General features: G+C 70.8%; 12 protein-coding genes. 9 read left to right on the top strand and 3 right to left on the bottom strand.

Annotated features, from left to right (window positions below; all coding sequences use genetic code 11):
- The first annotated feature begins 445 nt into the window (after positions 1-445).
- From ACJOT3_RS07435 to ACJOT3_RS07420, 4 genes are all read left to right on the top strand, one after another.
- On the top strand, positions 446-727 hold the full coding sequence (locus tag ACJOT3_RS07435) for a hypothetical protein (protein WP_406970191.1): 282 nt from the start codon (positions 446-448) through the stop codon (positions 725-727).
- Positions 728-954: 227 nt separating this feature from the next.
- Positions 955-1296 carry a histone-like nucleoid-structuring protein Lsr2 gene (locus tag ACJOT3_RS07430; RefSeq protein WP_406970189.1) on the top strand — a complete coding sequence of 114 codons (342 nt, stop codon included), beginning with the start codon at positions 955-957 and terminating at the stop codon, positions 1294-1296.
- 739 nt (positions 1297-2035) lie between these two features.
- Positions 2036-4546: an ATP-dependent Clp protease ATP-binding subunit gene (locus tag ACJOT3_RS07425; RefSeq protein WP_406970187.1), complete on the top strand. Its 2511-nt coding sequence runs from the start codon at positions 2036-2038 to the stop codon at positions 4544-4546.
- A 358-nt stretch (positions 4547-4904) separates the two neighbouring features.
- Positions 4905-5750, top strand: coding sequence for a DUF3105 domain-containing protein (locus tag ACJOT3_RS07420; protein WP_406970185.1), 846 nt, complete (start codon positions 4905-4907; stop codon positions 5748-5750).
- A 24-nt stretch (positions 5751-5774) separates the two neighbouring features.
- On the opposite strand, the gene ACJOT3_RS07415 is transcribed toward ACJOT3_RS07420, so the two are convergent.
- Positions 5775-6650: an HhH-GPD family protein gene (locus tag ACJOT3_RS07415; RefSeq protein WP_406970183.1), complete on the bottom strand. Its 876-nt coding sequence runs from the start codon at positions 6648-6650 to the stop codon at positions 5775-5777.
- 64 nt (positions 6651-6714) lie between these two features.
- Here ACJOT3_RS07415 and ACJOT3_RS07410 point away from each other — a divergent pair, with 64 nt between their 5' ends.
- Together ACJOT3_RS07410 and ACJOT3_RS07405 are read left to right on the top strand one after the other, a co-directional pair.
- A complete protein-coding gene (locus ACJOT3_RS07410) occupies positions 6715-7494 on the top strand; it encodes a hypothetical protein (RefSeq protein ID WP_406970181.1) in 780 nt (259 codons plus the stop codon).
- An 88-nt stretch (positions 7495-7582) separates the two neighbouring features.
- Positions 7583-7975 carry an SSI family serine proteinase inhibitor gene (locus ACJOT3_RS07405; protein WP_406970179.1) on the top strand — a complete coding sequence of 131 codons (393 nt, stop codon included), beginning with the start codon at positions 7583-7585 and terminating at the stop codon, positions 7973-7975.
- On the opposite strand, the gene radA is transcribed toward ACJOT3_RS07405, so the two are convergent.
- Positions 7972-9321, bottom strand: a complete 1350-nt coding sequence (gene radA / locus ACJOT3_RS07400; protein WP_406970177.1) for a DNA repair protein RadA — start codon at positions 9319-9321, stop codon at positions 7972-7974. The genes ACJOT3_RS07405 and radA overlap by 4 nt on opposite strands.
- 178 nt (positions 9322-9499) lie before the next feature.
- Between radA and ACJOT3_RS07395 the strand changes: the two genes are divergently transcribed.
- Both ACJOT3_RS07395 and ACJOT3_RS07390 read left to right on the top strand, forming a co-directional pair.
- On the top strand, positions 9500-10420 hold the full coding sequence (locus ACJOT3_RS07395) for an SGNH/GDSL hydrolase family protein (protein WP_406970175.1): 921 nt from the start codon (positions 9500-9502) through the stop codon (positions 10418-10420).
- Positions 10421-10659: 239 nt separating this feature from the next.
- Entirely contained in the window at positions 10660-11229 is a 570-nt protein-coding gene (locus ACJOT3_RS07390) for a C40 family peptidase (RefSeq protein ID WP_406970173.1), read from the top strand.
- A gap of 97 nt (positions 11230-11326) precedes the next feature.
- On the opposite strand, the gene ACJOT3_RS07385 is transcribed toward ACJOT3_RS07390, so the two are convergent.
- Positions 11327-11944, bottom strand: a complete 618-nt coding sequence (locus tag ACJOT3_RS07385; RefSeq protein ID WP_406970245.1) for a class I SAM-dependent methyltransferase — start codon at positions 11942-11944, stop codon at positions 11327-11329.
- Between the two features lie 181 nt (positions 11945-12125).
- Here ACJOT3_RS07385 and ACJOT3_RS07380 point away from each other — a divergent pair.
- A partial coding sequence (locus tag ACJOT3_RS07380) for a sugar phosphate isomerase/epimerase family protein (protein ID WP_406970171.1) occupies positions 12126-12696 on the top strand: 571 nt, incomplete at its 3' end.

The raw sequence follows: 12696 nt of genomic DNA, 5'->3' as shown, positions 1-12696 counted from the left end.
TTCGTACTCTCTTGGGACCGCGTTCCGGCAATGCCGTCCGCAAACCGGGGGACGCCCCGAACCCGCCGCCGTCCGGCGAAGCCGCGATTGGGCACACCGGGTGGTATGGAAGTGGAAGGGGGAAGGTAATGTGTACCTGCGCCCGGCCCGCCACCAAGGGAGTTCGGCGGATCCGGTCACGAAGGGGCATGATTTCTCCGGTTCCGGTGACCCGTCCCGTCTCTTGGACCCCGGTGCCGGTACATCCGAGCGCACTCCGCATTGACACCCCCCGGTTTGCCGTACCGGGTCCCGGTACCGTCCCGGTCAAAGCGGGGGATACGGTGTCTATGATGTCCGGTATGCGTTTGCCCGTCCCGTCGGGCGCCATCCCCCCAGGAGTGTCCCGACACTGAGTCGGGTATTTGCTGCAATAAGTAACAACCAGGAAGGGTGGACTGCTTCGATGGGTGACTTTTTGTCGTCGGTGCTTCCCCCCGGACTGCTCGACGTATTGTCGGCGCTCATCCCTCCGGTGGTCGTCGCCTTCGTGTTCTGCTACTTCATCCTCAAGGTGCTGCGTCGTGAGATGGCGCCGCGCCGGATGGACGGAAGCCTGGTCGGCAAGGGTGCGCCCGTGTCCTCCGGCGCCGCGGGCGAGAACACTCGGGTGACCGGGGAGACCGGCGCGGCGAACGAGACGGCGAATGTCCGGAGCGCGGAAGGCGACGAATCCGGCGACCGTTGATACGGTCCTTGACCGATCACATCCCCCGGCCGGCCGCCACGGGCCGGTTCCGATGATGTTTCGTGATGAGCACGCGGCCCCCGATCACGCTCCGACCGATCCCTCCCATGGCCGGACGGCGGTGTCCACGGGTGATTTCCGGCACGTCGCCAATTGTGTTCCCGCGGGCCGCGGGATAGCTTTATATTCAGGTGTGGAGACACCGCTCTTCTGAAAGGTTTGATTCCATGGCACAGAAGGTCCAGGTTTTCCTGGTCGACGACCTCGACGGTGGCGAGGCCGAGGAGACGGTCACGTTCGGTCTGGACGGCTCCGTGTACGAAATCGACCTCAGTGCGGGTAATGCGGCCAAGCTGCGCGAGGCCCTTACTCCGTTCGTCGATGCCGCCCGCAAGGCTTCTCCGAAGGCGGGTCGCACGACCGGTCGCCGTGCCGCCAGCCGGAATGCCCCCAGCCGTGAGCGCAGCGCGGAGATTCGCGCCTGGGCGAAGGCCGCGGGCAAGCCCGTCAATGAGCGCGGGCGTATCCCCGCCGCGATCGTCGCCGAATACGAGGCCATCAAGGGCTAGTTCACCCGATCCCGGGTAGCCGAAATGTTGTCGGTTCTTGATCAGATTTCGACCGGCGCCACCCGGTAAGGGCCCGGTCCTCACCGATCCCGCGCGACACGGCCGCGGCCGTGGTGACACGTGGATTCCCGCCGCGACGGGGATCCGGGTGCGGGGAACGGGGGGCACCGGTCCGCGGGGCGAACGCCCCGGCGCGGGACACCCGCGCCGCTCATCGGCGCCGACGCGTCACGGCCCGCCGCCCACGGGGGCGAGCCGGAAGGACGGGAAGCGGTGGGTCCGGATCACCCGCGAGACCACTGCCGGAGCGATCCCGGTGCCTCTCCAGAGACCACCGGACCGGGATCGCCGATCGCTTTCCAGCAATTTCGCTTCCGGCTGAACAACACAGAGCCTGTTCGCTGAGAGCCGATTATTCGGGCCTGTACAAGCAACGACCCGGTCACTCCCGGCATCACGGGAGTACCGGGTCGTTCGCCTTCGGCGTACAGGGAAATCTGACGCCGCAATCGGTAGTTGGATGTTGGGTGAACGCCCTATCGTCGGGGAAAGTCTCTGGCACGGACGGCTTCGGCCGGATCGTGGCGGAGACGGTCCGTCCGCTCGGCAGCCGGTCGAACGGTTCGGACGGGTGCGACAGTGCTCCCCGGGGCGGTTATCCCTGTGGGGCCGATATGCGGAAGAGTCGGGTCGGTGGGAACCGACCCTGCCTGACCGCTCTGTAGAGGAGCGACGAGACATGTTCGAGAGGTTTACCGACCGCGCGAGGCGAGTGGTTGTTCTGGCCCAGGAAGAGGCCAGGATGCTCAACCACAACTACATCGGTACGGAGCACATCCTGCTCGGCCTCATCCACGAGGGTGAGGGCGTCGCCGCCAAGGCTCTGGAAAGTCTCGGTATCAGCCTCGAAGCGGTTCGGCAGCAGGTCGAGGAGATCATCGGTCAGGGCCAGCAGGCGCCGTCGGGGCACATCCCCTTCACGCCGCGGGCCAAGAAGGTCCTGGAGCTGTCCCTGCGGGAGGCGCTCCAGCTCGGCCACAACTACATCGGGACCGAGCACATACTGCTGGGTCTCATCCGCGAGGGCGAGGGCGTCGCCGCCCAGGTCCTCGTCAAGCTCGGCGCCGACCTCAACCGGGTCCGCCAGCAGGTCATCCAGCTGCTCCACGGCTACCAGGGCAAGGAGCCGCAGGCGACCACGGGCTCTTCGGAGTCCACCCCCTCCACCTCCTTGGTGCTGGACCAGTTCGGCCGCAACCTGACCCAGGCGGCCCGGGAGAGCAAGCTCGACCCGGTCATCGGCCGGGACAAGGAGATCGAGCGGGTCATGCAGGTCCTGTCCCGCAGGACCAAGAACAACCCGGTCCTCATCGGCGAGCCCGGCGTCGGCAAGACGGCGGTCGTCGAGGGCCTGGCCCAGAAGATCGTCAAGGGGGAGATCCCCGAGACGCTCAAGGACAAGCAGCTCTACACGCTGGACCTGGGCGCGCTGGTCGCGGGCAGCCGCTACCGCGGTGACTTCGAGGAGCGCCTCAAGAAGGTGCTCAAGGAGATCCGCACCCGCGGCGACATCATCCTGTTCATCGACGAGCTGCACACGCTGGTCGGTGCGGGCGCGGCCGAGGGCGCCATAGACGCCGCCTCCATCCTCAAGCCCATGCTGGCCCGCGGTGAGCTGCAGACCATCGGCGCGACCACGCTGGACGAGTACCGCAAGTACCTGGAGAAGGACGCAGCGCTGGAGCGCCGCTTCCAGCCCATCCAGGTGGACGAGCCGACCATCACGCACGCCATCGAGATCCTCAAGGGTCTGCGCGACCGGTACGAGGCCCACCACCGGGTCTCCATCACCGACAGCGCCCTGGTGGCCGCGGCCAACCTCGCCGACCGCTACATCAGCGACCGGTTCCTGCCGGACAAGGCGATCGACCTCATCGACGAGGCCGGCTCGCGCATGCGCATCCGCCGCATGACCGCGCCGCCGGACCTGCGCGAGTTCGACGAGAAGATCGCCGGGGTCCGCCGGGACAAGGAGTCCGCGATCGACGCGCAGGACTTCGAGAAGGCCGCCTCGCTGCGCGACGACGAGAAGCAGCTGCTGGCCAAGAAGGCGCAGCGGGAGAAGGAGTGGAAGGCCGGCGACATGGACGTCGTGGCCGAGGTCGACGAGGAGCTCATCGCCGAGGTCCTGGCCGCCTCGACCGGCATCCCGGTCTTCAAGCTCACCGAGGAGGAGAGCTCCCGGCTGCTGCGCATGGAGGACGAGCTGCACCGCCGCGTCATCGGCCAGGAGGACGCCATCAAGGCGCTCTCCCAGGCGATCCGGCGTACGCGTGCGGGTCTGAAGGACCCCAAGCGTCCCGGTGGTTCGTTCATCTTCGCCGGCCCGTCCGGTGTCGGTAAGACCGAGCTGTCCAAGACGCTGGCCGAGTTCCTGTTCGGGGACGAGGACGCGCTGATCCAGCTGGACATGTCCGAGTTCATGGAGAAGCACACCGTCTCGCGGCTGTTCGGCTCCCCGCCCGGATACGTCGGCTACGAGGAGGGCGGCCAGCTCACCGAGAAGGTGCGCCGCAAGCCGTTCTCCGTGGTCCTGTTCGACGAGATCGAGAAGGCCCACAACGACATCTTCAACTCGCTCCTGCAGGTGCTGGAGGAGGGTCGTCTCACCGACGCCCAGGGTCGCAACGTCGACTTCAAGAACACGGTCATCATCATGACGACCAACCTGGGCACCCGGGACATCTCCAAGGGCGTGGCCATGGGCTTCGCCAAGGAGGACGACGCCCAGACCAACTACGAGCGGATGAAGGCCAAGGTCGGCGAGGAGCTCAAGCAGAACTTCCGGCCGGAGTTCCTCAACCGCGTGGACGACATCATCGTCTTCCACCAGCTGACCGAGGGCGAGATCTTCCAGATCGTGGATCTGATGATCTCCAGCCTCGACAACCGCCTCAAGGAGCGGGACATGGGCATCGAGCTCCGTCCCGCGGCCAAGAAGCTGCTGTCGGAGCGGGGCTTCGACCCGGTCCTGGGCGCCCGGCCGCTGCGCCGGACGATTCAGCGGGAGATCGAGGACCAGCTCTCGGAGAAGATCCTGTTCGGCGACCTCAAGGCGGGTCAGATCGTCGTGATCGACGCCGAGGGCGAGGGCACCGACGCCAAGCTCACCTTCAAGGGTGTGCCCAAGCCGTCGGCCGTGCCGGACACCCCCGAGGTCGAGGAGTCGGCCGCGGGCAAGGCCGAGTAGTGAACTCGGTATAACGCACTCCGTCAGCGGGGCGCCCACGGGGTTCTGGAGGCCTGGAGCGAACATCTTCGAGGAAAAGTCTGTGGCCGAAGGCCATCCGTTGAGGGTGGCGGTGGGCGACGGGCGGGCGAGGATGTGAGCGTAGGGCCGAAGGTTCCCGTTCTCCGGGCGCCCTGCTAGGTGGCAAGACCGTGGCCGAAGGCCATCCGTTGAGGGTGGTGGTGGGCGACGGGTGGGCCGAAGCGAAGCGGAGGCCCGAAGAGGCAGGGGGCGCCCTTGGGGGCGCCCCCGCCGTCGTTTCCGGGGCCCGTTCTCCCGGCCCTGGGAGGCGGTGCGGGGGAGCGGTTAGGGTGCGAGGGTGACTCAGCCGCATGATCCCCACCACGACCCCAGATACCAGGGCCCGCAGCCGCCCCCGCAGCAGCCCGGCCCGCCGCCGGGTTACGGCCCACCGCAGGGCGCCCCGCCCCCCGGTTACGGACCGCAGGCCCCGCAGCCCGGCTACGGCCCCCCGCCGCAGCAGCCGGGCTACGGCCCGCAGCAGCCCGGGTACGGGCCGCCGCCCGGCGGTTACCCGCCTCCGCAGAAGAAGTCCTCGGCCGGGCTGATCATCGGCATCGTCGCCGGTGCCCTGGTCCTGGTGCTGCTCATCGGCGGCGCCGGTGTGTGGTTCTTCGCCCAGGGCGCCGAACCCGACGGGCCCGGGGGCACCGCGTACGGCGACGCGGAGGTCCTCACCTTCGAGGACCTGGACGCCTCCCACGTCGAGGTGGGGGAGACCGTCGAGTACGACGTGTTCCCGCCGGCGGGCGGGCCGCACTACCCGTCCTGGCAGGACTGCGGCGTGTACTCCGAGCCGCTGGTCGACGAGTTCGCCGTCCACTCGCTGGAGCACGGCGCGGTGTGGATCACCTACGACCCGTCGCTGTCGCCCGACGAGGTGGCCGAGCTGGAGGGGCTGTACGCCCCCGGCGACTACCTGGTGATCAGCCCGATGGACGGGCTGCCCTCCCGGGTGGTGGCCTCCGCCTGGGGCTCGCAGATCCGGCTGGACGACCCCGCCGACCCGGCGCTCGCCGAGTACCTGCGCACGTACGTCCAGGGCCCGGACACCCCCGAGCCCGGCGCGCCGTGCAGCGGCGGGGTCAGCGAGAGCGGGGACGCCGCCGAGGCCCTCGTCACCGGGAGCGCCACCACGGCCTGAGGCCGCCGGGGCCGCCCGGGCGGCTCAGGAGGGCAGCGCGTAGCGGCCGTCCTCCAGCGGGTCCACGAGGCCGTCGACGACCAGGGCGTCCAGCGCGCGCTCGCGCTGGACGCCGTCGTCCCAGACGGCGTCCAGGGCGTCCTTGGGCACGGGGCCGGCCGAGTCGCGCAGCACCGCCAGCAGCCGGCCGCGGACCTGGCGGTCGGTGCCCGCGTAGGTCTGGCCGCGCCGGGGCGGTCCGCTGTGCGCGGGCCGCCCCGCCGCCGTCCAGGCGCACTGGTTCGCGATGGGGCAGCCGACGCACTTGGGGGAGCGGGCGGTGCACACCAGGGCGCCGAGCTCCATCACGGCCACGCCCCAGCGGGCGGCCACGGACGGCTCGGGCGGCAGCAGCGACTCGGCGAGGGTCACCTCGGCCTTGGTCTGGGATTTCGGCGGGTACTCGACGCCTGTTTCGGCCCTGGCCAGGACCCGGCGCACGTTGGTGTCCAGAATGGCGTGGCGCTGGCCGAAAGCGAAGCTCGCGACGGCCGCCGCCGTGTACGCGCCGATGCCCGGGAGCCCCAGCAGGGTGGCGTGGTCGTCGGGGACGACCCCGTCGTGCTCCTCGGTGATGGCCGTCGCGCAGGCGTGCAGGCGCAGCGCCCGGCGCGGGTAACCCAGCCGGTTCCACATCCGGACCGCCTCACCCGGCGAGTCTTTCGCCAGGTCGGCGGGGGTGGGCCAGCGTTCCATCCAGGCCTGCCAGGCGGGCAGCACCCGCACGACCGGGGTCTGCTGGAGCATGATCTCGCTGACCAGGATCGACCAGGGCGAGGCGCCCGGCTCCCGCCAGGGGAGGTCGCGGGCGTTGGCCTCGTACCAGGCCAGAACGGCGGTGCTGTAAGGGTTATCGCTCATCTTTAAACCGGGGATCGGCGGGTTGAGTAGGTGGCGCGCCCGCAAAACCGCAATACTACGGGCCATGGCGTCAAGTACCGGACATCCCGTCAGCCCCGAGACCTACTGGAAGCGGCGAGCTCTCGTGCTGGCCGGGGTGATGCTGGTGCTCACCCTCATCGTCTTCGCCTGCCGTCCGAACGGCGGGGACGAAGGGGAGCCGACCCGCTCCGACGCGAGCGTGGGCGATGACGCCTCCCCCAGTGTGACACCGGAGGAGTCCCCCGCGTCACCGGAACCGTCGGACGAGCCGTCCGAGGGCGACGCCTCCCCGAGCGACGACCCGTCCGCCTCCGACGAACCCTCCGACGCCGAGGCGTCCGAGGGCGGCGGTGGCGAGGGCGGATCCGGCGGCGGAGACGGCGGCGGCGGTGGCGGCGTGGCCGCGCCCGAGAAGCCGGAGGACCCCTGCCGTCCCCAGGACGTGGTGGTGAGCTTCGGCTTCGCGGACTCCGACAAGGAGGTCTACGGCGCCGGCCAGAAGCCCGCCTTCAAGATCACCGTGGTGAACACCGCCGAGCAGACCTGCACCGTCGACGTGGGGCGCGAGGCCATGGAGCTGCGCATCCACTCTGGTGACGACCGCATCTTCTCCACCGCGGACTGCGCCGAGGGGGAGACCCGCGAGGAGCGCCAGCTGAGCCGGGGCGTGCCGCACGAGTACACGATCACCTGGGACCGGGTGCGCTCCTTCACCGACTGCCGCAACGACCTGCCCGCGGCCAAGCCCGGCACCTACCGGGCCAACCTGCACGGGGACTACGCGGGCTCGACCGGCCAGAAGGTGTTCCACCTGAGGGGCTGAGCCGGACCCGGCGAATTCGAACACGGACGGCACTCATATGACTACTATGAGTGTCGTCCCTGTTTTTCCACCCGGGAGTCAGACCACCGTGAAACGCCTCGCCGCCTGCGGCCTCGCCCTGCTCACCGCCCTCGCGCTCACCCCCGGAACGGCCTCGGCCGAGCGCCACGCCCCCAGCCGGTACGTCCTGTCCGTCACGCAGGGGGAGGTGGCGGACACCGAGCACGCCGCCACGACCACCCTGGAGTGCTCCCCGACCGGCGGTGACCACCCCAGGGCCGATGAGGCGTGCCGGGCCATCGCCGAGGCCGGGTCGATCGAGGCCATCGCCCCGGGCGACGGCGCCTGCCTCATGCTGTACGACCCGGTCACCGTGACCGTCACCGGTGACGAGGAGTTCGAGCGGACCTACGGCAACAGCTGCCAGCTGGCCCTGGCCAAGGGCCCCGTCTTCGACTTCTCCTCCGCCGGCGAACACTAACGCCGTCGGGCGACCCGCATCAGGGCCTCGCTGAGCTCCTCCACCTCGTGGACGCGGATGCCCGGGACCGGGTCGCCGAAGTGCTTGGGCACGATCGCCTCGGTGAAGCCCAGGCGCTGGGCCTCGGCCACCCGGCGGCGGGCGCCGGTGACCGTGCGCACGTCCCCGGCCAGGCCGACCTCGCCGACCACCACCAGGCCGCGGGGCAGCGCCACGTCGTTGTGCGAGCTGCCCGCCGCCATCGCCAGCGCGAGGTCGATCGCGGGCTCGGTCAGCCGCACCCCGCCCACCGTGGACGCGTACACGTCCAGGCTGGCCAGCTTCATCCCGGTGCGCTTCTCCAGCACCGCCAGGATCATGTTCACCCGTGAGGTGTCCAGGCCCGAGGTGGCCCGGCGGGGCGCGGGCAGCGGGGTGGGCGCCACCAGCGCCTGGACCTCGGCGATGATCGGCCGCCGCCCCTCCAGGGCCACCGTGATGCAGGTGCCCGGGACCGGGTCCGTGCGCTCGGTGAGGAACAGGCCGCTGGGGTCGGCCAGCCCCACGATGCCGCTCTCGGTCATCTCGAAGCAGCCGATCTCGTCGGTGGGGCCGTAGCGGTTCTTGACCGCGCGCAGCAGGCGCAGCTGGGAGTGGCGCTCGCCCTCGAAGTGCAGCACCACGTCCACCAGGTGCTCCAGCAGGCGCGGGCCGGCGATGGAGCCGTCCTTGGTCACGTGTCCGACCAGGATCGTGGCGATCCCGCGCTCCTTGGCGATCTGGATGAGCGCGCCGGTCACCTGCCGCACCTGGGTAACGCCGCCCGGGACGCCGGTGGTGTCGGGGGACATCATGGTCTGCACCGAGTCGACGATGATCAGCCCCGGCCCCACCGCGTCCACGTGCGAGGCGACGGTGGCGATGGAGGTCTCCGCCGCCAGGTAGAGCTTGTCCGACAGCGCCCCCAGGCGCTCGGCGCGCAGCCGGACCTGCCCGGCCGACTCCTCGCCGGTCACGTACAGGACCGGGCCCGCCTGGGCGCGTTTGGCGGCCACCTCCAGCAGCAGGGTGGACTTGCCGACACCGGGCTCGCCGGCGAGCAGGACCACGGCGCCCGGGACGGCGCCGCCGCCCAGCACCCGGTCGAGTTCGTCGATGCCGGTGGGGACGGCCTCCGCGGTCTCCACGCTGATCTCGGTGATGGGGCGGGCCCGGGAGGTCACCGCGGCGGGGGTGACCGCCATGGGCGCGGGGGCCCCGGCCTCCTCGACCGTGCCCCACGCCTGGCACTCCCCGCAGCGGCCCACCCATTTGAGGGTGGTCCAGCCGCACTCGGCGCACCGGAACATCGTCTTCGCTTTGGCCATGTCCGACACGCTAACGCCTGCCGGAGACCCTCGGGACGGGGCTGTGGACGACGGGTGAAAAGTGCAGTGCGCCACATGAAAGTTACCTACGGGTTAGGACACTTTCCGTGAAGGTCGTGTTACAGAATTCCTAGGGTCCGAAAACTCCCACCCCCCGCTCCCTGGAGAGGAGACCCGCGTGCCCCGCACCGACACGCCGTCCACGTCCCCCCGAGTCCCCTTCACCCCGGAACCGCCCGCGAAGACGCGACGCTCCCGCAAGGTCGCCCTCGTCGCCGCCGCCGTGCTGGGCCTGTCCCTGGTCGCCGCCCCCGCGGCCGCCGAGGAGGCTGCCTTCGAGCACTACGTCGCCCTGGGCGACTCGTTCACCTCCGGCCCGCTGATCCCGCCGTACGCGCCCGGCTCCGACCCCCGCTGCCTGCGCTCCTCGGCCAACTACGCCCAGCTCGCCGCCGACCGGCTGGGCGTCTCCGCGTTCACCGACGTCAGCTGCTCGGGCGCGGTCACCGCCGACTTCTACGAGTCCCAGCACTCGGGGGTCGCCCCGCAGTTCGACGCCCTCACCCCCGACACCGACCTGGTGACGGTGGGGATCGGCGGCAACGACTTCGGGTTCATCGACGTCCTCACCACCTGCGCCAAGCGCAGCCTGGAGAACCCGCTGGGCAACCCCTGCCAGCGCTACTACGGCGACGAGCTGGACCGGCGGGTGGAGGACCTGCGCGACGAGATCTCCGGTGTGTACGGGGAGATCGCCACCCGCAGCCCCGGCGCGACCGTGGTCGCGGTCGGCTACCTCCAGATCCTGCCCGAACGCAACGGCTGCTGGCCCCGGGAGCCCATCGCCCGCGGCGACGTGGCCTTCCTGGACGGGGTGCAGACCGCGCTCAACCGGATGATCGCCGAGGAGTCCGCCGCCCACGGCGCGGTCTTCGTCGACGTCCTGGAGCGCGGCCACGACATCTGCGCCCCGGCCGCCTCGCGCTGGGTGGAGGGGATCGTCCCGGCGAACTCCGCGGCCCCGGTGCACCCCAACGCCGCGGGGATGGCCGCGGTCGCCGACCGCGTCTCCGGCGCGCTGGGCGCTCCGACCCCCTAGCACGGTCCGACACGGTGGGTGACGGGGCCGGATCGGGCAAAAGGCGGTTGGCCATGGCCTGACCCGGTTTCATCACCCTCCGTCAAGGATGCTTTACCTTTTTTGGAGACCGATTAGACTACGGAGAGTGATTTCTCGTGGTGTCTGTGTGACGAATGAAATGGACGTCGTGACCGACCCATCCGTGTCGCAGGGACACGGACGCCGCGGCGAACCGACATTCGGCATGTGGAGGACCAGTGCGACTACCGCGACACCACGAGCGAACGCAGGCCTGTCGTCCCACGGACCCGGGGCGACAGGCCGCGCCCTCCCGGCGGCCCCGGGCGGGGGCGCGAGCGCTCACCGTCGCCGCCCTCGCCGCGGCGCTGGCGTTCGGCGCCGCACCCGGACTCGCGCAGGCGGCCCCCGCCGCCCCGGCGGCCCCGGGCGAGCGCGTCCACCAGCTCTCCTCCGCCACCGCGGAGCGGGCGATCGAGGCCGCCGAGTCCCAGAAGGGGACCCCCTACGCGTGGGGCGGCAGCAAACCCGGCGGCTTCGACTGCTCCGGGCTCGTCCAGTGGTCGTTCAAGCAGGCCGGGGTCAACCTGCCCCGGGTCGCCCAGGACCAGGTCGGCCACGGCACCCGGGTGAGCTACGCCAACGCCAGAAGGGGTGACCTCCTGTACTGGACCGACAGCGGCGGCTACGCCTACCACGTCGCCATCTACCTCGGCAACGGCCGCATGATCGACGCGCCCCGGACGGGCGACAAGGTCCGCGAGCGGGACGTCACCCGCTACAACCTCGCCGGAGCCGTGCGGCTGTGACGCCGCCCCCGCAGGCCGCGCGCACGGCGCCGGCGGCCGCGGGCACACGCTCTCCCGGGGGGTGACCCCGGCGGCCCGCACCCCGGACCCGGTGCCCTCAGTACCTCCGCCACCAGAGATTGACCGCGTAGTCCACCGCGGTCCCCGGATGGTCCGCGACGATCTCCGCGGCCAGGGCCGGAGGGAACTCGATCCCCACCACCGCCTCGAAGGCGCGGCGGTCGGTGAAGTCCCAGCGCATCGTCAGGGCCTCGCGCCCGAATCCGTGGGAGGACCAGAAACGCTCGACGGCGGCTGGGTCGTACGACGGCAGGGACCGTCGGAACCAGCCGCCGAACGTGGAGCGGGTCGCGTCGTTGTCGATCACGAACGCGACCCCTCCGCGGCGCATCACCCGCTCCAGCTCGGCCAGGCCGGGCTCGCAGCCGGGACCGAAGAAGTAGGCCCAGCGGGCGTGCGCGACCTCGACGACGGAGTCGGGGACGGGCAGCCGCTGGGCCACCCCGTTCAGCACCTCGACGTTGGCCAGCCCGGCCACCCGGGCCCGGGCCCGCGCCGCCAGCGCGGGGTGGGGCTCCACCCCGGTCACCCGGGCCGCGCCCGCGGCGAACCGGGGCAGGTGGAACCCGGTGCCGCAGCCGATGTCCAGCACCCGGGCGCCCGCCATCGGGCGGATGCGCCCCATCGCCGCCTCAATGACCCCGTCCGGGTCCACGGCGAGGTTCTCCAGCTCGTAGACGTCGGGGTTGCGCCAGATGTTGGGGCTGGGGACGGCCTCCCTGGGGATCATGACCGGAGAGCCTACTAGGGCGTCTTTCGGGGGGCGCGGGTCACCGGCACGCCGCGTTCACACGGCGGCCACGCACGGGGCGGCCAGGAGCGCATACCCTGTCCACGTGAGCGCTATCCAGGTACCAGACGCGCCCGTCGTCCTCTCGACGGCGTCGGTCTACCCTGAGAAGACCCCGGCCGCCTTCGAGATCGCCGCGAAACTGGGGTACGACGGCATCGAGGTGCTCGTCTCCTCCGACCCCGCCAGCCAGGACATCGACCTGCTGCGGCGGCTCTCGGACTACCACCAGATCCCGGTCACCGCAGTCCACTCCCCGTGTCTCGTCCTCACCCAGCGGGTGTGGGGGCGCGAGCCCTGGGGCAAGCTCGTCCGCTCCAAGGAGATGGCCGAGGCCCTGGGCGCCACGACCATCGTGGTCCACCCCGCCTTCCGCTGGCAGCGCGACTACGCCCGCGAGTTCGAGATCGGCGTCGCCCGCATGCAGGAGGAGACCGACGTCGTCTTCGCCGTCGAGAACATGTACCCGGTGCGGGTGCGCGACCGCGAGGTCGTGCCCTACGCGCCGAGCTGGAACCCCCTCGACCGCGACTACGCCGACGTCACCCTCGACATGTCGCACACCGCGATGTCGGGCTCCGACGCCCTGGACATGGCCAAGCGGCTGGGCGACCGGC

This window comes from Nocardiopsis protaetiae (genome assembly GCF_045446735.1).
GTDB classification, from domain to species: domain Bacteria; phylum Actinomycetota; class Actinomycetes; order Streptosporangiales; family Streptosporangiaceae; genus Nocardiopsis; species Nocardiopsis protaetiae.
This window is presented reverse-complemented; position numbering and strand designations above follow the sequence as displayed.